The following is a 20626-nucleotide window of genomic DNA, read 5'->3' as shown; positions in this document are numbered from 1 at the left end:
GACGGACGCGGAGACGCCCCCGGCCATGCGCGGCCGGGGGCGTTCGTTCTCCGTGGACGCGTCCGTGGGGCTCACGGGCGCCGTCCGGGGTCAGCGGATGTCGACGCCCTTGGAGGCCAGGTACGCGGCCGGGTCGATGTCGGAGCCGTAGTAGGCGCCGGTGCGGGCCTCGAAGTGCAGGTGCGGGCCGGTGCTGTTGCCGGTGGAGCCGACCGCGCCGATCTGCCGGCCGCCGTCGACCCGCTGGCCAGGGCTCACGCTCGTGGCGGACAGGTGGGCGTACTGGGTGTAGCGGCCGTCGTCGTGGCGGACGACGACCTGGTTGCCGTACGCGCCGCCCCAGCCGACGGTCACCACGGTGCCCGGGCCCACGGACCGCACGGGGGTGCCGGTGGCGGCGGCGAAGTCGACGCCGCTGTGCGTGCCGGAGGACCAGGAGGCGCCGGCCTGCTTGTACAGGGTGGTGGTGTTCACACCCGCGACCGGGTCGACGTAACCGCTCGCCGCACGGCGCTCGGCGGTCCGCTCGGCGCGGCGCTCCTCGGCCGCCTTGCGTGCCTCGGCCGCCTTGCGCTCCTCGGCCGCCTTGCGCTCGGCCGCGCGCTCCTTCTCGACCTTCTCGGCCTTCGCGGCCTTGTCGGCCGCGATCGCCTCGGCCTTCTCACGCGAGGCGTCGGCCGCGCGCTGCTGGGCCTCGGCCTGGGCCCGGACGTCGTCGGCGATCGTGTCGCCGACGGCCATCGCCTGCGCGAAGCCCAGGGCGTAGGTCTTCTGGGTGTCGCCCGAGGCGGCGACGGCGGGGGTGGCGATGGTGCCCACCACGCCGGTGGCGGCGAGGGTGGCGGCTCCCAGCAGGCCGGCGCCCGAACGGACGGCACGGCCGGAGAGCCGGTGCTTCTCGGTGAGCTTCCCGGTGAAGGTGGTGACCTTCTCGGTGAGCTTCTCGGTGGCACGGGTGAACGCCATGAGCGGCGTGCTCCTTTCCTTCCGTGTCGCCTACCGGGTTAGCTGACGGGTTCGGAGCAGGAAGGTCTCCTACGAGCACTCGGCTCGATTCACCCCGGTGGGATGGACCCCTCGCGCACTGAGGGCGGAGGGCGGGTCCCCGGCTCCCCCAGACGGGGGACTCGGCGATGCGCGGGCCGGCGGCCACGGACGTGGGCGCTTCTGACGGCCAGCGGGTTCGAAGCTAAACGGCCGCGTTTGAGCAGGCAAACAAATCGGGCGTTTTGTATCCCATGCCACATAAAGCTTCCATCGGAAGCGCCAATCCGCTCACACGAAAGGCCCTTGGTGTGACAAGCACACCAAGGGCCTTTGTTGCTCTGAGGGTTGTGGTTCGTCGGTGTGTGACGGTCGCCACGCACCGGGGGTGGCGACCATCACCTCCGGTGCGCCACACCCCTCTTGGAGCCGTGACGGCCGTCACTCCCGGATGCGTCGGGGCTCCCCGCCGGACGTGACGACCGTCACTCTCAAGCCCTCGAACCCTCACTCAGTCCGTGACGACCGTCACCTCTCCGATGCCCAGATCCCGCACCGGGTCGGCGATCTGTGACGCGTCTCCCACCAGGACCGTCACCAGACGGTCGGCCGGGAACGCGGCGACGACCGCCGCCGTCGCCTCCACGGTGCCGGTCTCGGCGAGACGGGCGTACAGCCGCGCCTGGTAGTCGTCGGGCAGGTACTGCTCCACCTGGTCGGCGAGGGTGCCCGCCACGGCCGCCGCCGTCTCGTACCGCAGCGGGGCGACGCCCACCAGGTTCTGCACGGCCGCGTCCCGCTCGGCGTCGGTGAGGCCCTCCTCGGCCAGGGTGCGCAGCACCTGCCACAGGTCGGCCAGCGCGGGCCCCGTCACGTCGGTGGCCACCGAGCCGTTGATGGCCAGCAGGGAGGCGCCCGTGCCGTCGGGAGCCGAACGCAGCACCTGGCCGAAGGCGCGCACGCCGTAGGTGTAGCCCTTCTCCTCGCGCAGCACCCGGTCCAGGCGGGAGGTCAGCGTGCCGCCCAGGCAGTACGTGCCGAGCACCTGGGCGGGCCACACGCGGTCGTGCCGGTCGGGGCCGATCCGGCCGATGAGGAGCTGGGTCTGCACCGAGCCGGGGCGGTCCACGATGATCACCCGGCCGCTGTCGTCCGCCGTGATCGGCGGCATGGGCCGTTCCTCGCCGACGGCGCCGGTCCAGGTACCGAGGGTGTCGGCGAGGGCCTTGTCCAGATCCACCCCGGTGAAGTCGCCGACCACCACGGCCGTGGCCGTCGAGGGCCTCACGTGCGCCTCGTAGAAGGCGCGCACGGCCGCGGCGTCGATGCGTTCGATGGTCTTCTCGGCGCCCTGACGGGGACGGGAGAGCCGGGAGACGTCCGGGAACAGCTCGTCGGAGAGCGCGATGGCCGCCCGGCGAGCCGGGTTGGCCAGCTCGTGCGGGATCTCGTCCAGGCGGTTGCGCACCAACCGCTCGATCTCGCTCTCCGGAAAGGCCGGGGCACGGAGCGCGTCGGAGAGCAGGCCGAGGGCCTTGGTCAGCCGGGAGGCCGGGACCTCCAGGGAGACCCGGATCCCGGGGTGGTCGGCGTGCGCGTCCAGGGTGGCGCCGCAGCGCTCCAGCTCGGCGGAGAACTCCTCGGCACTGTGCCGATCGGTGCCCTCGCTGAACGCGCGGGCCATGATCGCGGCCACGCCCTCCTGCTGCCGGGGCTCGGCGTCCAGCGGCGCGAGGAGGTTGATCTCCACCGCGACGACCTTCTGGCCGGGACGGTGGCAGCGCAGCACCGTCAGGCCGTTGGGCAGCTCGCCGCGCTCGGGGGCCGGGAACGCCCACGGCTTGGGCTGCCCGCCGCGGGGCTGGGGGTGGAACTCCATCGAGACGCCGTTTCGGGGCTGGTCGGGGGAGTGGGCAGTGGCGTCGCTCACTGAGCGGCCTCCTGGTCGTCGTCGGTGGCGGTGTCGGAGACGGTGGCACCGTCGGCGACCTCGGCCGCGGTGTCGGGGGCGGTCGTCCCGGTGGGCTCGTAGATCAGCACCGCGCGGTTGTCGGGGCGCAGCCGGGCCGCGGCCACCTCCCGGACCTCGTCGGCGGTGACCTGCAACACGCGCTCCACCGCGGTCAGGGCGAGCTGGGGGTCGCCGAACAGCACGGCGTACCGGCACAGTTCGTCGGCGCGACCGCCGACCGTGGCCAGCCGGTCCAGCCACTCGCGCTCCAGCAGGGCCTGGGCCCGCTCCATCTCCTTTGGCGTCGGGCCCTCGGAGGCGAAGCGGGCCAGCTCCTCGTCGACGGCCCGCTCGATGTCGGCGACCTCGGCGTCTCCCGACGCCTTGACGTCCAGCCACCCCATCGAGGGCGCACCCGCCAGCCGCAGCATGCCGAAGCCCGCGGCGACGGCGGTGCGGTCGCGGCGGACCAGGCGGTTGTGCAGACGGGAGGACTCGCCGCCGCCGAGCACGGTCAGCGCCAGGTCGGCGGCATCCGCCTCGCGGGTGCCGTCGTGCGGCAGCCGGTAGGCGGCCATCAGCGCCCGGGAGGGCACCTCCTCGCGCACGATCTGCTTGATCTCCTCGCCGATGACGTCCGGCAGCGTGCCGTCGCGCGGCGGTCGCTTCGCGTCGTGGGAGGGGATGGACCCGAAGTACTTCTCGATCCAGGCCAGCGTCTGCTCGGGATCGATGTCGCCGACGACCGCCAGGACGGCGTTGTTCGGCGCGTAGTAGGTGCGGAAGAAGTCCCGCGCGTCCTCCAGGGAGGCCGCGTCCAGGTCGGCCATGGAGCCGATCGGGGTGTGGTGGTACGGGTGGCCCTCGGGATAGGCCATCGCCGTCAGCTTCTCGAAGGCCGTGCCGTAGGGCACGTTGTCGTACCGCTGGCGGCGCTCGTTCTTCACCACGTCGCGCTGGTTCTCCATGGACTCCTCGTCCAGGGCGGCCAGCAGCGAGCCCATGCGGTCCGCCTCCAGCCACAGCGCCAGCTCCAGTTGGTGGGCGGGCATGGTCTCGAAGTAGTTGGTGCGTTCGAAGCTGGTGGTGCCGTTCAACGAGCCGCCGGCGCCCTGCACGAGCTCGAAGTGGCCGTTCCCCTTCACCTGTGCGGACCCCTGGAACATCAGGTGTTCGAAGAGGTGCGCCAGGCCGGTGCGGCCCTCGACCTCGTGGCGGGAACCGACGTCGTACCAGAGGCACACCGCGGCGACCGGCGTCAGGTGGTCCTCGGAGAGCACCACGCGCAGGCCGTTGGACAGGCGGTGCTCGGTCGCTGTCAGGCCGCCGGCGGTGGGCGGAGGCGTGGCCGTGTGACCCATGGGCAGGGAGTCCCTTCGATCGCGATCGCGGACCGCGTTCTCACAACGCGTGTGTGGTCACTGTATGCAAGCGGTCAGACAAAGCGCGAAGTTCCCGTACGGTTCGGGGCGGGGATCCGGCTGTCGGTGCCGAGGTCCACAATGGTCAACGTCCGCGTTCCGTCCCTCCCGGCGGGAGCGGGCACAGCCCGCACCAGCGAGAAGCAGTACGCAAGAAGGAGTCGCAGCCGCGATGGCCCGCCGCAGCACGAAGACCCCACCCCCCGGGGAGGAGTTCGAGGAGCGCATCCTCGACATCGACGTCGTCGACGAGATGCAGGGCTCCTTCCTGGAGTACGCCTACTCCGTCATCTACTCGCGCGCCCTGCCCGACGCGCGCGACGGCCTCAAGCCGGTGCACCGGCGGATCCTGTACCAGATGCACGAGATGGGGTTGCGGCCCGAGCGTCCGTTCGTCAAGTGCGCGCGCGTCGTCGGCGAGGTGATGGGAAAGCTCCACCCGCACGGCGACACCGCCATCTACGACACGCTGGTGCGCATGGCGCAGCCGTTCTCGATGCGGCTGCCGCTGGTGGACGGACACGGCAACTTCGGTTCGCTGGGCAACGACGACCCGCCCGCGGCGATGCGATACACCGAGTGCCGCTCCACCCCGGCCGCCGGGCTGATGGTGGAGTCGATCGACGAGGACACCGTCGACTTCGCGCCCAACTACGACGGCAGCGAGTCCGAGCCCGCCGTCCTCCCGTCGGCCTACCCGAACCTGCTGGTCAACGGCGCCTCGGGCATCGCGGTCGGCATGGCCACCAACATGCCCCCGCACAATCTCGGCGAGGTGATCGCCGCCGCCCGGCACCTGATCAGGTACCCCGGCGCCGATCTGGAGACGCTGATGCGTTTCATCCCCGGCCCGGACCTGCCCACCGGCGGCCGGATCGTCGGGCTGGAGGGGATCAAGGACGCCTACACCAAGGGCCGCGGCACCTTCAAGATCCGTGCCACGGTGTCCGTGGAGAACGTGACCGCGCGGCGCAAGGGCCTGGTCGTCACCGAACTGCCCTTCAACGTCGGCCCGGAGAAGGTCATCTCCAAGATCAAGGATCTGGTCAACGGCAAGAAGATCCAGGGCATCGCCGACGTCAAGGACCTCACCGACCGCCAGCACGGGCTGCGCCTGGTCATCGAGATCAAGAACGGCTTCAACCCCGAGGCCGTGCTGGAACAGCTCTACAAGCTCACGCCGATGGAGGAGTCCTTCGGCATCAACAACGTCGCCTTGGTGGACGGTCAGCCGCTGACGCTGGGGCTGAAGGAGCTGCTGGAGGTCTACGTCGACCACCGCTTCTCCGTGGTGCGGCGGCGCAGCGAGTTCCGGCGCGGCAAGCGGCGGGACCGGCTCCACCTGGTCGAGGGCCTGCTGGTGGCCCTGGTCGACATCGACGAGGTCATCAGGATCATCCGCGGCAGCGAGAACGCCGCGCAGGCCAAGGAGAGGCTGATCGAGCGGTTCGGCCTGTCCGACGTCCAGACGCAGTACATCCTCGACACGCCGCTGCGCCGGCTGACGAAGTTCGACCGGCTGGAGCTGGAGGCCGAACGCGACCGGCTGAACGCCGAGATCGAGGAGCTGACCACCATCCTGGAGTCCGACGCGGCCCTGCGGAAGCTGGTCTCCTCGGAGCTGGCCGCCGTCGCCAAGAAGCACGGCACCCCGCGCCGCACCCAGCTCTTGGAGTCGGCGGACGTCCCGGCGGCGGCCGTCCCCCTGCAGGTCGCGGACGACCCGTGCCGGGTGCTGCTGTCCTCCACCGGCCTGCTGGCCCGCACCGCGAGCGGCGAGCCCGTCTTCGACTCCTCCGCCAAGCGCCGCAAGCACGACGTGATCGTCTCGGCCGTCCCCGCCACGGCCCGGGGCGAGGTGGGCGCGGTGACCTCGACCGGACGTCTGCTGCGGCTGTCCGTCATCGACCTGCCCCAGCTCCCGGAGAACTCCCCGCCCAACCTGGCGGGCGGCGCGCGGTTCACGGAGTTCCTCTCCCTGCGGGAGGGCGAGGAGCTGGTGTGCCTCACCACCCTGGACGAGTCCTCCCCCGGCCTGGCGCTGGGCACCGAACAGGGCGTGGTCAAGCGGGTGGTGCCCGACTACCCGGCCAACAGGGAGGAGTTGGAGGTCATCACCCTCAAGGAGGGCGACCGGATCGTCGGCGCCGTGGAGCTGCGCACCGGCGACGAGGACCTGGTCTTCATCACCGACGAGGCGCAGTTGCTGCGCTTCCCGGCCGGGCAGGTGCGGCCACAGGGCCGTCCGGCGGGCGGTGTGGCGGGCGTCAAGCTGGGCCAGGGCGCGAAGGTGATCTCCTTCACCGCCGTCGACCCGGCCTCCGACGCGGTGGTCTTCACCGTCTCGGGATCGCACGGCGCGCTGGTCGACTCCCTGAGCACGGCCAAGCTGACACCGTTCGACCAGTACCCGCGGAAGGGCCGGGCCACGGGCGGGGTCCGGTGCCAGCGCTTCCTCAAGGGCGAGGACCACCTCGTGTTCGCCTGGGCCGGCGCCGCCCCCGCCCGTGCGGCGGACGCCAAGGGGTCGCCGGTCGAGCTGCCCGAGCCGGACCCGCGCCGCGACGGCTCGGGCACCCCGTTGGCCAAGCAGGTCGCGGCGGTCGCCGGGCCGGTGTGACGGTCCGAACGGTTCTCCGGCGGGGCCTCGTCGCGGTGCGCGGCGAGGCCCCGCGTCCCGTCCCGGCGCCTTCCCCGGCGCCGTCCGCCTCGGCTCAGGGGCGGGCGTAGCGCAGGACGCCCCACATGGCGGAGGAATCGGCCGGCTCCGACGCACCGGTCCCCACGCAGGCCGCCAGCTCCTCACGGACGGCCCCGGCGTCGATGCCGGAGCCGATCAACACGAGCCGTGTCGCGCGCGGTTCGCCGCGCCCCCACGGCCCGGGGGTGAAGCGCAGGAAGCGGCCGACCGCGTGCACCGTGAACTTCTGCCGATGGCCGGGCACGCCGAAGTGGACGAAACCCTTGATCCGGTACAGGCCGTCGGGTCTGTCGTCGAGGAACTCCATGAACCGGCGCGGGTCGACGGGCTCGTCGGTGGCGAACTCCACGCTCTCGTAGGCGGCGTGCAGGTGGGTGTCGTGCCCGTCGTCCTCCCGCGCCCGGAGTTCGGCCCACACGTCCTCGAAGGAGAGCTGTCGCGCCGCCTCCGCCGTCTCCTCCCGGGGGCGTGGGTCGAAGAGCAGTTCCGGATCGACACGCCCGTGGACGGCGGGGACGACGGGCGTTCCGCCGCCCAGCCTCCGCAGTTCCTCCGTGAGGGCCCCCAGTTCGGCCTCCCCGACGCGGTCGGCCTTGTTGAGCACCACCAGATCGGCCAGGGCGACGTGCCGCTCGATCTCCGGGTGCCTGGCCCTGGTGGCCTCGAACTCGGCGGCGTCGACGACCTCCACCAGCCCGCCGTAGACGGCGCGCTCGTCGGTGCCGGCGAGGATCATCCGCACCAGTGTCTCCGGCTCGGCCAGGCCGCTGGCCTCGACGACGATGACGTCGATGCGCGCCGAGGGGCGGGTGAGCCGGGTCAGCATCTCGTCCAGGTCACTGGTGTCGACGGCGCAGCACAGGCAGCCGTTGCCCAGGGAGACCATCGAGTCGACCTGCCCGGCCACCGCCATGGCGTCGATCTCGATGCTGCCGAAGTCGTTGACGATCACACCGATCCGGCTGCCCCCGTTGTGGGAGAGGAGGTGGTTGAGCAGGGTGGTCTTCCCCGATCCCAGGAATCCCGCCAGGACGACGACCGGGATCCGCTTCCTGGCCAAGCTCGCGCCTCCATCGTGCCGGTGGCAGTGCCGTGGAACGGCTGCTGATCGTAGTCGACGGCCCGATGTCCGGTCCGACGCGGCCGGGTGCCCCGACAGGCCGCCCGGGACGGCAGAGGTTAGGCTCACCTGTGTGAGTACCTGCTCGGCAGCCTCTCGGGCCCTGTCCGAACCCCTCGCGGCCACCGCCGCGACGGCCCGGACCTGGCTGCTCGTCGAACAGCCCGGGCCGTGGGGCGCCAAGGCCCTCGGCCACAGCCGGCTCGACCCGGACCTCGGCCGCGCGCTGGAGGAGGCCGCCGCCGGCACCGGGGTGCGGGTCGCGTTGATCCGCCGCCCCGGCCGTCACCCGGACCACCACGGCCCCTCCCGTCACCGCGTCTACCTCGCCCACACCCTCCCGGGCCGTTCCTGGGTGCGCACCGGAGTGCTCTCCGACCCGGAGGTGCTCCGCGACCTGGACATGGCCGCCCTCGGCGAGGGGGACCACGGCGGAGTGTGGGAGCCGTACACCGGCGACCCCCTCGCCCTGGTGTGCACCAACGGCAGGCGCGACCGCTGCTGCGCCCTGCTCGGCCGTCCGCTGGCCGCCGAACTCGTCGCCTCCGACGCCGGCGAGGTGTGGGAGATCACCCACCTCGGCGGTCACCGCTTCGCCCCCACGCTGCTGACCCTGCCCCACGGCTACACGTACGGCCGGCTGGGGGGCCATGCCGTCAAGGACGTCCTGGACGGCGTGCGTCACGGCCGCGTCGTCACCACCGGCTGCCGGGGCCGCTCGGCCTGGGGGCGGCCGGGGCAGGCGGCCGACCTGGCCGTCCGCGAGCTGACGGGCGAGACGGGCGCCGACGCCCTGACCGTCTCCGCCACCGAGGGGGCCGCTCCGGAGTGGAGCGTCACGGTGACCCGTCTCGACGGCCGTTCCTGGCGCGTCACGGTCGTGGAGGACGCCGATGTCCCTCCCCTGCCCGCCAGTTGTGGTGCCGACCCCGCCCCCCAGTCCCGGATGACGGTCACGGCCATCGTCCCGCTGTGAGCCCCGCCGGCGCCTCGGAGGGTGCCGGCGGGGTCGAGGTTCGGCGGCCGAGGGTCACCGTCCTGTTCCTCTCCGTCTCCCCCGCCGCGGGCGGTCCGGGTCTCGGACGCACCGGCGCGGTTCGAGCGTCGTCCCGTCCCGTTCCGGTCGTACGGGCCGGGTGTACGCCCGACCCGCCAGGAGGGCGACCGGGAGCTGTGCGATGCCGACGAGCAGCCCCACGGTGAGCGGTCCGTCGGCCGGCGGGCGTCCCAGCAGGTCGGGGGCGACTGCGACGGCGACCGGACACGCCAGGCACCACAGGAGAACCGCGGCGACGGGGAGGGCGGAGCGGCGCCGGCGGCGCGCCTCCCGGAAGGCGGTGCCGTGGTGGGCGGCGAGGCGGCCGGCGGTGGGCGCGTCCGCCCCGGCGCCGGAAGGCTCCGGGCCGGACATCGCGGGCCCGTAACGTCGCTCGCGCCGGCCGGAGGCGAGGACGTCGTACCAGGGGTCGTCGATCCGCATGCCTCAGGATGGGCAGAGCCTTCTCGCCCCCGTGGGTCAATCCGGACTCTTCACCCTTTTCAGCGTACGTTTCAGGGTGCTCCTCGGGGCCGGGGAAGGCCGCGCCCCTGGGGAACGCCGTCGGGGAACGCTCCCGTCCCGCCCCGGACGGGCCGTGGCGGGACGGGAGCGCGGGAGCCGGGCACCGGCCGGAGTCGTCAGATGTCGATCCGGGACCGGTCCATCGTCGCCGCCGAGGTGGTGATGAACTCCTTGCGGGGCGCGACCTCGTTGCCCATCAGCAGGTCGAAGGTCCTCTCGGCGGCCTCCAGGTCGCTGATGTTGATGCGCCGGAGGGTGCGGTGGCGCGGGTCCATCGTCGTCTCCGCGAGCTGGTCGGCGTCCATCTCGCCCAGACCCTTGTAGCGCTGAACGGAGTCCTTGTAGCGGATGCCGCGGCGCTCCAGGTCCAGCAGGGTCTGGCGCAGCTCGTTGTCGGAGTACGTGTAGATGTACTTGCTCTGCCCCCGCTTGGGGTTGACCAGCTCGATCCGGTGCAGCGGCGGCACCGCCGAGAAGACACGCCCCTGCTCGACCATCGGCCGCATGTAGCGCTGGAAGAGCGTGAGCAGCAGGCAGCGGATGTGCGCCCCGTCGACGTCGGCGTCGGCGAGGAAGATCACCTTGCCGTAGCGCGCCTGGTCGATGTCGAAGGTCCGGCCGGAACCCGCTCCTATGACCTGGATGATCGCGCCGCACTCGGCGTTCTTCAGCATGTCGGAGACGGACGACTTCTGGACGTTGAGGATCTTGCCCCGGATCGGCAGCAGCGCCTGGAACTCGGAGTTCCGGGCGAGCTTGGCCGTGCCCAGCGCCGAGTCGCCCTCGACGATGAACAGCTCGCTGCGCTCCACGTCGTCGCTGCGGCAGTCGGCGAGCTTGGCCGGCAGGGACGAGGACTCCAGGGCCGTCTTGCGGCGCTGGGCCTCCTTGTGCTGGCGTGCGGCGATGCGGGTGCGGGCCGCGGCGACGACCTTCTCCAGCACCGCGCGGGCCTGCTGCTTGGCATCGCGTTTGGTGGAGGTCAGGAACGCCTTCAGCTCCTTGGAGACGACCTGGGCGACGATCCTGGAGGCTGCCGAGGTGCCCAGCACCTCCTTGGTCTGCCCCTCGAACTGGGGCTCGGCCAGTCGGACGGTCACGACCGCCGTCAGGCCCTCCAGCACGTCGTCCTTGACGACGTCGTCCTCGGCGACGCGCAGCAGCTTGGTGGAGCGCAGCACCTCGTTCACCGTCCGGGTGAGGGACCGCTCGAAGCCGGAGACGTGGGTGCCGCCCTTGGGCGTGGCGATGATGTTGACGAACGACCTGACCGTGCTCTCGTACCCCGTTCCCCACCGCAGCGCGATGTCGACGCCCAGGTCGCGGGTGACCTCGGTGGGAATCATGTGGCCGCGCTCGTCCAGAACCGGGACGGTCTCCTTGAAGGTGCCCTGTCCGGTCAGGCGCAGCACGTCGCAGATCGGCCTGTCCTGGGCGAGGTACTCGCAGAACTCGCTGATGCCGCCCTCGTAGTGGAAGACCTCCTCGGCGGGCGGGGCGCCGTCGATCCCGCGCTCGTCCCGGACGACGATGGTCAGGCCGGGCACGAGGAAGGCCGTCTGGCGGGCCCGGGCGTGCAGATCCTCCAGGGAGAACCTGGCGTCCTTGAGGAAGATCTGCCGGTCGGCCCAGTACCTCACGCGGGTGCCCGTCCGGTCCTTGGGGATCTTCTTGCCCTTGCGCAGGCCGCTCGCCGGGTCGAAGGGGGCGTCCGGGCCGATCTCGGTGAAGATCCCGGGGACACCGCGCCGGAAGCTGATGGAGTGGGTGCGGCCGCCTCGGTCGACCTCGACGTCGAGGCGGGCGGACAGGGCGTTGACGACGGACGCGCCGACGCCGTGCAGACCACCGGAGGCGGCGTACGAGCCGCCTCCGAACTTCCCGCCGGCGTGCAGCTTGGTCATCACGACCTCGACGCCCGACAGGCCCGTCTTGGGCTCGACGTCGACGGGGATGCCGCGCCCGTTGTCCCGCACCTCGACCGAGCCGTCCTCGTGGAGGATCACCTCGATGCGGTCGCAGTAGCCTCCGAGGGCCTCGTCCACGGAGTTGTCGATGATCTCCCAGAGGCAGTGCATGAGGCCGCGGCTGTCTGTGGAGCCGATGTACATGCCGGGCCGCTTGCGCACCGCCTCCAGCCCTTCGAGGACGAGCAGGTGCCGCGCGGTGTAGCTGGAACCGTCGCGGTCCGCCCCCGTCAACAGGGCGGTGGACGGCATGGGGGTCCCCCTGCCGGAGGCCAGGGGAGTCTCGGCGGTCACGCGGTTCGCTCCTCGCTGAAATTTCGCTGGGGATGGCTGCCTTGCGGGTCAGAGGGTACCGAGGCCCAGGAGAGCCGATGTGACGCCACCCAGGAGAAGGCCCATGGTAACCCAGCGTCGATAATGCGTTCGATAACTCGTCCGGGTGACGTGTACATCACGTTCCCATCGGGGCATGAACCATCTAGGCTCCGGGCACGTCCTCAGGAACAGACCGGGAGACCGGCCCCCGAGGAGACACAACCGAACAGACAACATGAAGGCGACAAAGATCAACACATCTCTGTAAACGGCTCATTCGCCGCCAAACCGGCAACATGTCAGCCACCTCACACAGAGATTTTTCGAGGAAAAGCCACGAGCGGGAACGTTTTCGGCCTGGTTGGATGTTGACCCTGGTACGACAGCTCGTCGAGCTAGAGAAGAGGCGACGTGACTACTGTTCTGACCCCCGCGAGCCCGCTGACGGCCGCTGACCGCTGCGACCGCTGCGGCGCCCAGGCATACCTGCGTGTCGTGCTCCTCAGCGGTGGAGAGCTGCTGTTCTGCGCCCACCACGGCCGCAAGTTCCAGCCGGAGCTCAAGAAGATCGCCGCGGAGATACAGGACGAGACGGAGCGGCTCAACGCCACTTCCGCGAGCGCGGGCGACAGTGAGCACTGACGGCTGATCCGTCGGCTCCACCGCTCCGGCGGCAACCGCGTCCCCATCCGACGAGCTCGGACCGGCCCCGGGCCGGACGCGACGGGCGGCCACTCCCCTCGAGGGTGGCCGCCCGTACCCATGCCGCCCGACCTCCGCGAGGTACGCCCGGGAGCGTCGGAGGGCCTCCGCCCTTCCTCTCCGCGGAGCTCCGTCCCGAGCGGTTTCCTCGTTCCCGACGCACGTCCTCTCCGCGTCACTCCGCACCCATCCGACCATCCGAGTCCGTACCGAGTCCACGCTCCCGCGCTCCCGTCCGGGCGGTTCCGTGCCCCGCGCGCCGCCGGGCGCGAGCACATCGTCGCGAGCCGCACCGTGTCCCCTCCGGGGCCGGTCCCCCGCGGGGGACCGGCCTCGCCGTATTCGGTCACCGGGATTCGGTCGCCTGGATCAGGCCGGCCGGGATCAGTCCAGGTAGTCGCGCAGCACCTGGGAACGGGACGGGTGGCGCAGCTTCGACATCGTCTTGGACTCGATCTGGCGGATCCGCTCCCGGGTCACGCCGTAGACCTTGCCGATCTCGTCCAGCGTCTTGGGCTGGCCGTCGGTGAGTCCGAAGCGCATCGAGACCACGCCCGCCTCGCGCTCGCTGAGCGTGTCGAGGACGGAGTGGAGCTGCTCCTGCAGGAGCGTGAAGCTGACCGCGTCCGCCGGAACGACAGCCTCGGAGTCCTCGATGAGGTCACCGAACTCGCTGTCGCCGTCCTCGCCCAGCGGGGTGTGGAGGGAGATCGGCTCACGGCCGTACTTCTGGACCTCGACGACCTTCTCGGGGGTCATGTCGAGTTCCTTGGCCAGCTCCTCCGGGGTGGGCTCGCGGCCCAGGTCCTGGAGCATCTGGCGCTGGACGCGCGCGAGCTTGTTGATCACCTCGACCATGTGCACCGGAATGCGGATGGTGCGGGCCTGGTCGGCCATGGCCCGGGTGATGGCCTGGCGGATCCACCAGGTCGCGTAGGTCGAGAACTTGTAGCCCTTGGTGTAGTCGAACTTCTCGACGGCACGGATCAGACCCAGGTTGCCCTCCTGGATCAGGTCCAGGAAGAGCATGCCGCGGCCGGTGTAGCGCTTCGCCAGGGAGACCACCAGACGGAGGTTGGCCTCCAGGAGGTGGTTCTTGGCACGGCGGCCGTCCTCGGCGATGATCTCCAGCTCGCGCTTGAGCTTGGGAGCGAGCTTGTCGCTGTTGGCGAGCTTGTCCTCGGCGAAGAGACCGGCCTCGATGCGCTTGGCCAGTTCGACCTCCTGCTCGGCGTTGAGCAGGGGGACCTTGCCGATCTGCTTGAGGTAGTCCTTGACCGGGTCGGCGGTGGCGCCCGCGGCGGCCACCTGCTGGGCGGGGGCGTCGTCCTCGTCCTCGTCGGACAGGACGAACCCCTCGTTCTCGCCCTTGGCTTCGACGGCGGGCTCGTCGGCGCCCTTGCCGCCCTTGAGCGGGGGCTCGTCGATGAGCGCCTCGTCCTCGACCAGGTCGTCGACGGCGGACTTCTTGGCGGTGGTCTTCTTCGCGGTGGTCTTCTTCGCCGCCGCCTTCTTGGCGGTGGTGGTCTTCTTCGCCGCCGTCTTCTTCGCCGCCGCCTTCTTGGCGGGCTTGGCCGGGGTCTCCTCCGCGGCCTCCTCCACGCCCTCGGCCGGACCTCCCACCTTGGGAGCGGCGGTCTTCCTGACGGTGGTCTTCCTGGTGGCGACCGTCTTGGTGGCGGTGCGCTTGGCCGGGGTCTTCGCTGCGACGCTCTTCCGGGTGCGCTTGGGAGCCTCCGCGGCGCTCACCATGAGCGTCACACCCTCTTCGTCGAGGATCTGGTTGAGGCTGCGCAGGACGTTCTTCCACTGAGTCGGTGGAATCTGGTCAGCCTCGAAGGCCCGACGCACATCGTCGCCGGCGATCTGCCCCTCGGCCTTTCCCCGCTCAATGAGCGCCATCACAGACGCGGACTCGGCGATCTCCGCAGGGAGCGTACGGGATGTGCTGGCCGACACGAACAACCTCTCGGAACGATGGAAACGGCTTCGGCCCCGCCCACGAAGGATCCGGAACCTGCAAGCCCCGGCGGGGATGACCGGCGGCTCGGGTGGAAGCGACGGGAAACACGGCACCGGACACGGCGTCGCGTTCCCAGTAACTGCCACCTCTTGAGTCATCGCGTTGCCACGCGAAGCGTTACGCCCAATTAGAGTGTCCCGAGTCACAGGACATACACGGCCATATCGCCTCTTGCGCTCCATATCGCCGGAATGCACGCCTGTGCGGCGGGGTCGGGTCGGGGTCGTGGCGGATGTGGGTCACGGGGCCGCACGGTGTCGCAGGATCCCTCCCCCAGGATCCGGCGACACCGTGCGGGGCCCGGTCGGTGCCGGCGGTCAGTGTTCGCGCGGCGCGGGCACCACATGGTCGGAGGAGCCGCCGGCCGCGGGAGCGTCGGTCGCCGTTCCCGCGGCCGTGGGGACGGGCGCCGCGGGGGCACCGGAGGTCGCGGGGACGGCCGCCTCGGAGGAGACCGCGAGCAGTTGGCGCATCGTGCTCTCGGCGGTGGCGGCCTCGCCGGAGGCCACGGCCTCGGCGATCCTGCGGTGGTGGGCCACCGATGCCTCGGTGGGGCGCTCGCAGCCGCCCGCGGGGGCGCCGGAGACATGGAGGGCGGCGGCGACGATGCCGGAGAGGTGCTCCAGCATCCGGTTGCCCGCGGCCTGGAGCAGCAGGGCGTGGAACTCGGCGTCGGCCCGGGAGAAGGTCAGGGCGTCTCCCTGGGCGAGCGTGTGCCCCATGATCTCGACCATGTCGGCGAGACGCTGCTGGACCTCGTCGTGGCCGTGGTCGGCGGCGAGTCGGGCGGCGAGCGGCTCGATCGCCCAGCGCAGCTCGCACAGCTCGCGGCGCTGGTCGTCGCGCTGTGGGCCGAAGGCGCGCCACTCGATGATGTCGGGGTCGAGAAGGTTCCAGTCGCTGACCGGGCGGACCCGCGTGCCGACGTTGGGGCGGGCACTGACCAGGCCCTTGGCCTCCAGGACCCGGAGCGACTCGCGGACGACGGTGCGGGAGACCTCGAAGCGCTGACCGATCTCCTCGGGCACGAGGGGGCGGTCGGCGCCGAGGTCGCCGGAGACGATCATCTGTCCCAGTTGCTGTACGAGTTGGCCGTGCAGCCCGCGCCCCCGGTTCCCGGCGGTACGGCGTCCGGCCCGGGCCATGTCCGCCTCGCCGCCGTCCCAGGCGGAGACGCTGGTGGCACGGACCGCGCCGGTCGACTCGGCATAGGCGTAACGGTCCGGCTCGCCCGGACCGGCGAAGCCGGGGTCGGCGGAGCGAGCCGAGGTCATCATGGTGTGCGCAAGGGTAGTCACGCATCCTTTGTCGGCGGTGCTCCGGACGGCCTTGAGGGCTTTGGTGAAAAGCACACGAAAGGGTGATCGTCGCCCTCTGCATAATTGACGCCTTATCGGAAGGAAACGCTCTTTCGATCGGTGTGCGCGGAACCGGACGCGCGGTGGCGGCACATGTGTGCGATGCGGGACCGTCCGACGACGCGGCTCCACGGTGGGGAACCGCCGGGAAGCCCCGGCTCCCGCCCGGCCCGGTTCCCTCAGATCTCCGGACGCAGCATCGGCGGGTTCAACAACGTGGCCCCGCCCGCCCGGAACAACTGCGCGGGCCTGCCGCCCTGACGGGTCGTCGTGCCACCGGTCGGCACCAGGAAACCGGGAGTCCCGGTGACCTTGCGGTGGAAGTTCCTCGGATCGAGCGCGACGCCCCACACCGCCTCGTACACCCTGCGCAGCTCCCCCACCGTGAACTCCGGCGGGCAGAACGCGGTGGCGAGCGAGGAGTACTCGATCTTCGAACGGGCGCGCTCCACCCCGTCCGCGAGGATCCGGTCGTGGTCGAAGGCGAGCGGCACGGGTCGGTCGCCGCCTCCCTCCGTACCGTCCCCGGGCTCCAACAGGGTGTCCACCTGTGCCCAGCGGACGCTGTGCGCGTCCCCGCCGGCCGTGGGGGAGGGCAGGTCCGGGGCGAGCACCAGGTAGGCGACGCTGACCACCCGCATCCGCGGGTCCCGCCGCGGATCGCCGTAGGTCGCCAACTGTTCGAGGTGTGCGCCCACGCTCCCGCTGCCCGGGTCCTGGACCCGGAGCCCGGTCTCCTCGGCGAGCTCCCGGGCCGCCGCGTCCTCGAGGTCCTCGTCGACTCGCACAAACCCCCCGGGCAGCGCCCACCGCCCCTGGTACGGCGACTCGCCTCGACGTACGACCAGTGCGCACAGCGCGTGCCTGCGCACCGTGAGCACGACCAGGTCGACGGTGACGGCGAAGGGTGGGAAAGCCGACGGGTCGTAGGGCATGGCGTGATCATAGTCGTCTTCCTGACGATAAACAGCGCTTCCTCTCCCCCACGGTCAGTTGTGGACCGTCGTGGTCCCCGTGGTCCGCTCGGCTCGCTGTCGTCGCAGGCACCGCCTCAGCGGTTCGGGATCGAGTCCGCTGTTGCAGGCGCTGTGCAGCAACCGTGCGAAGACGTACTCGGAGTCCAGTTCCAGTGCCCGCCCCAGCGCCACGCGCGCACCGGGCTCGTCACCGCTGGACCAGGCGACCCAGCCCGCCAGGGTGAGCGGCGCGGCGGCGTGTTCGGCGTAGGCGCCGACGCACCGCCGCGCCAGGGCCCGCCACAGCCGGAGCGCGGGCGCCGCGTCCTCGCCCTCCATCCACTCCGCGGCCCAGTCCCGGGCCACCCGGTCCTGGAGGCCCAGGATCAAGGTGGCGGCCTCCTCGTGGGAGAGGAGCTCGTCGTCCCGGGCGTCGGCCCGCGCCCGTCCCTCCCTCCGGTCCGCGACGGGCGCCTCCCTGTAGCGGTCGATCAACCGCCGGGCGAGCGCGAGGGTCTCGCTCCGTACGGTGCGTCGGTCGACCTCGCCCAGCATCCGCGGCACGAGGGCCGTGCCCGCGAGGTCGAGGGCCAGTTCCTGCGGTTCCGCGATCGGCGGCCCCAGCGGCGCCAGCCTGGCGGTCAGTTCCTTCAGGGAGCCCTCCACCCGCAGCCCCGCGTACGTGGCGGCGGCGGCCATGACCGAGGTGCCGGGGACGCCCAGTGGGGTGCCCTCGGCGGGGCAACAGCGGACGTCCGGGCAGCAGTAGGACCAGTACCGGCCTCCGGAGACGCACAACGCCTCGTACACGGGCATCTCCAGTGCCCCACAGGCGATCCGCAACCGTTGGGCGAGCGGCTTGAGCCGCTCCATCACGGCCCGGCCGCTCTCGCCCTCGTCCGGCTCCCGGCACAGGAAGACGAGAGCCCCGTCGGGACGGGCGCCCCGTGTGGCGCTGTTGCCGTACAGGCAGTCGGCGAGTTGATCGGCGAGATCGTCCCATCCCTCTTCGCCGGAGGGGATGCCCACCCTGAGCCGACAGCCGAAGCGCCCGTTGGAGCCGTGGAGGCCGACCAGGACGACGGAGTCGTCGGGGTGGTAGCCGAGCAGGTACGGAAGGGAGTCGATCAGCTCGGCCGGGCCTCGCAGGGTGACCCTGGTGGTGGACGGCCGGCGGGCGGATTCACTGTGTCGTGTCATGTGCCGACAGTGACGTGGATGGGCGCGGAACCGCTCGCGTTTGTCCACAGGCGACGCCATTCATCACATGAATCCTTGTTTGTCCACAGGTCATTCGCCTGCCGTCGGTGTCATCGGGTTGCATGGGCGTATGAGCGAGGAGAACCTGCGCACCGAGGCCGATGCCGTACTGTCCCGTCTCGTCGGCGACACCACCGGCGCGGCACGGCTGCGCACGGACCAGTGGCGGGCCGTGGAGGCTCTGGTGGTGGAGCGCCGGCGGACCTTGGTGGTGCAGCGCACCGGCTGGGGCAAGTCGGCGGTCTACTTCGTCGCGACGGCGCTGTTGCGCGAGCGCGGCAGCGGACCGACCGTGATCGTCTCCCCGCTGTTGGCGCTGATGCGCAACCAGGTGGAGGCCGCGGAACGGGCGGGCATCCACGCCCGCACCATCAACTCGGCGAACACCGAGGAGTGGGAGGCGGTCCACGCCGAGGTGGCCGCCGGCGAGGTCGACGTGCTGCTGATCAGCCCGGAGCGCCTCAACCACCCCGACTTCCGCGACCAGGTGCTGCCGAAGTTGGCGGCCACGACCGGATTGCTGGTGGTCGACGAGGCGCACTGCATCTCCGACTGGGGCCACGACTTCCGGCCCGACTACCGACGGTTGCGGACGATGCTCGCGGAGCTTCCCCCGGGCGTCCCCGTGCTCGCCACCACCGCGACGGCCAACTCCAGGGTCACGGCCGATGTGGCCGAGCAGTTGGGCACCGGCGGGGAGAAGGCGGACGCACTCGTCCTGCGTGGTTCCCTGGACCGCGAGAGTCTCCGCATGGGGGTGCTGCGGCTGCCGGACGCGGCGCACCGGCTGGCCTGGCTCGACAGCCACCTGGACGAGTTGCCGGGCTCCGGGATCGTCTACACGCTCACGGTGTCGGCGGCCGAGGAGGTGGCGGCGTTCCTGCGACAGCGCGGGCACGCGGTCTCCTCCTACACGGGGAGGACCGAGAACGCCGACCGGGAGGCCGCCGAGGCCGATCTGTTGGGCAACCGGGTCAAGGCGCTGGTGGCCACCTCCGCCCTGGGCATGGGGTTCGACAAGCCGGATCTCGGATTCGTCGTCCACGTCGGATCGCCCTCCTCCCCCATCGCCTACTACCAGCAGGTGGGCCGGGCCGGGCGTGGCGTGGAGCACGCCGAGGTGCTGCTGATGCCCGGCCCGGAGGACGAGGCGATCTGGCGGTACTTCGCGTCCCTGGCCTTCCCTCCCGAGGAACAGGTGCGTCGCACGCTGGACGCGCTGGCGGCGGCCGATCGCCCTCTGTCCCTGCCCGCTCTGGAGCCCTTGGTGGAGCTGCGCCGCTCGCGGCTGGAGACGATGCTCAAGGTCCTCGACGTGGACGGAGCGGTGCGGCGGGTGCGCGGTGGCTGGATCGCCACCGGCGCGCCGTGGTCCTACGACACCGAGCGCTATGCCCGGGTGGCCCGGCAGCGGGAGGCCGAGCAGCGGGCGATGCGGGAGTACGCGACCGGTTCCGGATGCCGGATGGAGTTCCTGCGGCGCCAGTTGGACGACGAGGCCGCCGCGCCGTGCGGGCGCTGCGACAACTGCGCGGGTCCGTGGTTCGCCACCGAGGTCGATCCCGTGTCGCTGGAGGCCGCGCGGGGCGAACTGCGGCGTCCCGGCGTGGAGGTGGAGCCCCGCAGGATGTGGCCGACGGGTCTGCCCGCCATCGGACTGGAGCTCAAGGGCCGCATTCCGCCCGGCGAACAGGCCGCCCCCGGCAGGGCCTTGGGCCGACTCTCCGACATCGGCTGGGGCAACCGGCTGCGCCCGCTGTTGGAATCGCGGTCGGCGGACGGACCGGTGCCGGACGACGTGGCCGACGCCGTGGTCACGGTGCTCGCGGACTGGGCCAGGGGGCCCGGCGGATGGGCGTCCGGGGAGGCGGACGCCCCGGCACGACCGGTGGGGGTGGTGACGATCGACTCCCGGACCCGGCCGCGGCTGATCCGGTCGCTGGGGGAACGGATCGCCACGGTCGGCCGGATACCGCTGCTGGGCACCGTGGAGTACGCCGACGAAGCGGTGGACACCCGTGTTCCGCGCACCAACAGCGCGCAGCGGCTCAGGGCGCTGCACGGGGCGCTGACCGTGCCCGGGTCGGTGGCGGAATCAGTGGCGGCCCGCGGTGGGCCGGTGCTGTTGGTGGACGACTTCACGGAGACCGGCTGGACTCTGGCCGTGGCCGCGCGGCTGTTGCGCCGGGCCGGCGCGACGGGGGTGATGCCGCTGGTCCTCGCGGTGCAGGGGTGATGTCCGGCGCCGGCGGTCCGTCGGGATCCGTTTCGACGAGGTGACGGCCCGGGTGTCCCATGGCAGTCGAG

At 71.6% G+C, this 20626-nt stretch carries 14 protein-coding genes and 1 riboswitch; of the genes, 4 read left to right on the top strand and 10 right to left on the bottom strand.

Annotated elements, in window-relative coordinates; all coding sequences use genetic code 11:
• Positions 1–90: 90 nt before the first annotated feature.
• The 3 genes from IF47_RS0112505 to IF47_RS0112495 all read right to left on the bottom strand — a co-directional run bounded on the left by IF47_RS0112505 (position 91) and on the right by IF47_RS0112495 (position 4302).
• Positions 91–966, bottom strand: a complete 876-nt coding sequence (locus tag IF47_RS0112505) for a M23 family metallopeptidase (RefSeq protein WP_031508795.1) — start codon at positions 964–966, stop codon at positions 91–93.
• A 12-nt stretch (positions 967–978) separates the two neighbouring features.
• Positions 979–1143: riboswitch (cyclic di-AMP (ydaO/yuaA leader) on the bottom strand.
• 352 nt (positions 1144–1495) lie between these two features.
• Positions 1496–2863, bottom strand: coding sequence for a M16 family metallopeptidase (locus tag IF47_RS0112500; protein WP_037732490.1), 1368 nt, complete (start codon positions 2861–2863; stop codon positions 1496–1498).
• 47 nt (positions 2864–2910) lie between these two features.
• The gene (locus tag IF47_RS0112495) at positions 2911–4302 is read right to left on the bottom strand and encodes a M16 family metallopeptidase (RefSeq protein WP_031508793.1); all 1392 of its coding nucleotides are present in this window, start codon (positions 4300–4302) and stop codon (positions 2911–2913) included.
• 226 nt (positions 4303–4528) lie between these two features.
• Between IF47_RS0112495 and IF47_RS0112490 the strand changes: the two genes are divergently transcribed.
• Positions 4529–6976: a DNA gyrase/topoisomerase IV subunit A gene (locus tag IF47_RS0112490; protein WP_031508792.1), complete on the top strand. Its 2448-nt coding sequence runs from the start codon at positions 4529–4531 to the stop codon at positions 6974–6976.
• Positions 6977–7070: 94 nt separating this feature from the next.
• Here the strand turns inward: IF47_RS0112490 and IF47_RS0112485 are convergent, their stop codons facing one another.
• Positions 7071–8117: a CobW family GTP-binding protein gene (locus IF47_RS0112485; protein ID WP_031508791.1), complete on the bottom strand. Its 1047-nt coding sequence runs from the start codon at positions 8115–8117 to the stop codon at positions 7071–7073.
• A gap of 133 nt (positions 8118–8250) precedes the next feature.
• Here IF47_RS0112485 and IF47_RS0112480 point away from each other — a divergent pair, with 133 nt between their 5' ends.
• Positions 8251–9153, top strand: a complete 903-nt coding sequence (locus IF47_RS0112480) for a ferredoxin family protein (protein ID WP_031508790.1) — start codon at positions 8251–8253, stop codon at positions 9151–9153.
• 54 nt (positions 9154–9207) lie between these two features.
• Here the strand turns inward: IF47_RS0112480 and IF47_RS27740 are convergent, their stop codons facing one another.
• A complete protein-coding gene (locus tag IF47_RS27740; RefSeq protein WP_037732477.1) occupies positions 9208–9657 on the bottom strand; it encodes a DUF485 domain-containing protein in 450 nt (149 codons plus the stop codon).
• Between the two features lie 197 nt (positions 9658–9854).
• Entirely contained in the window at positions 9855–11957 is a 2103-nt protein-coding gene (locus tag IF47_RS0112470) for a DNA gyrase/topoisomerase IV subunit B (RefSeq protein WP_031508788.1), read from the bottom strand.
• Positions 11958–12431: 474 nt separating this feature from the next.
• Between IF47_RS0112470 and IF47_RS0112465 the strand changes: the two genes are divergently transcribed.
• Positions 12432–12662, top strand: coding sequence for a DUF7455 domain-containing protein (locus IF47_RS0112465; protein ID WP_031508787.1), 231 nt, complete (start codon positions 12432–12434; stop codon positions 12660–12662).
• Positions 12663–13106: 444 nt separating this feature from the next.
• Here IF47_RS0112465 and IF47_RS31905 read toward each other — a convergent pair whose 3' ends face one another.
• The 4 genes from IF47_RS31905 to IF47_RS0112445 all read right to left on the bottom strand — a co-directional run bounded on the left by IF47_RS31905 (position 13107) and on the right by IF47_RS0112445 (position 18259).
• Positions 13107–14681, bottom strand: a complete 1575-nt coding sequence (locus IF47_RS31905) for an RNA polymerase sigma factor (RefSeq protein ID WP_031508786.1) — start codon at positions 14679–14681, stop codon at positions 13107–13109.
• Positions 14682–15062: 381 nt separating this feature from the next.
• A complete protein-coding gene (locus IF47_RS0112455; RefSeq protein WP_051717530.1) occupies positions 15063–16097 on the bottom strand; it encodes a FadR/GntR family transcriptional regulator in 1035 nt (344 codons plus the stop codon).
• Positions 16098–16282: 185 nt separating this feature from the next.
• Positions 16283–17038 (bottom strand): NUDIX hydrolase, encoded by a 756-nt coding sequence (locus IF47_RS0112450; protein WP_031508784.1) that lies wholly within the window; start codon positions 17036–17038, stop codon positions 16283–16285.
• A gap of 54 nt (positions 17039–17092) precedes the next feature.
• A complete protein-coding gene (locus tag IF47_RS0112445) occupies positions 17093–18259 on the bottom strand; it encodes a DUF4192 domain-containing protein (RefSeq protein WP_051717526.1) in 1167 nt (388 codons plus the stop codon).
• 130 nt (positions 18260–18389) lie between these two features.
• Between IF47_RS0112445 and IF47_RS0112440 the strand changes: the two genes are divergently transcribed.
• Positions 18390–20555, top strand: a complete 2166-nt coding sequence (locus IF47_RS0112440) for a RecQ family ATP-dependent DNA helicase (RefSeq protein ID WP_031508782.1) — start codon at positions 18390–18392, stop codon at positions 20553–20555.
• Positions 20556–20626: the final 71 nt, after the last annotated feature.

Origin of the sequence: Streptomyces megasporus (assembly GCF_000718985.1) — a bacterium.
In the GTDB taxonomy this organism is placed as follows: domain Bacteria; phylum Actinomycetota; class Actinomycetes; order Streptomycetales; family Streptomycetaceae; genus Streptomyces; species Streptomyces megasporus.
This window is presented reverse-complemented; position numbering and strand designations above follow the sequence as displayed.

Coding starts and splice junctions, on each gene's coding strand:
- IF47_RS0112505 (WP_031508795.1), bottom strand. CDS start 966: ATGGCGTTCACCCGTGCCACCGAGAAGCTCACCGAGAAGGTCACCACC.
- IF47_RS0112500 (WP_037732490.1), bottom strand. CDS start 2,863: ATGGAGTTCCACCCCCAGCCCCGCGGCGGGCAGCCCAAGCCGTGGGCG.
- IF47_RS0112490 (WP_031508792.1), top strand. CDS start 4,529: ATGGCCCGCCGCAGCACGAAGACCCCACCCCCCGGGGAGGAGTTCGAG.
- IF47_RS27740 (WP_037732477.1), bottom strand. CDS start 9,657: ATGCGGATCGACGACCCCTGGTACGACGTCCTCGCCTCCGGCCGGCGC.
- IF47_RS0112470 (WP_031508788.1), bottom strand. CDS start 11,957: ATGCCGTCCACCGCCCTGTTGACGGGGGCGGACCGCGACGGTTCCAGC.
- IF47_RS0112450 (WP_031508784.1), bottom strand. CDS start 17,038: ATGCCCTACGACCCGTCGGCTTTCCCACCCTTCGCCGTCACCGTCGAC.
- IF47_RS0112445 (WP_051717526.1), bottom strand. CDS start 18,259: ATGACACGACACAGTGAATCCGCCCGCCGGCCGTCCACCACCAGGGTC.
- IF47_RS0112440 (WP_031508782.1), top strand. CDS start 18,390: ATGAGCGAGGAGAACCTGCGCACCGAGGCCGATGCCGTACTGTCCCGT.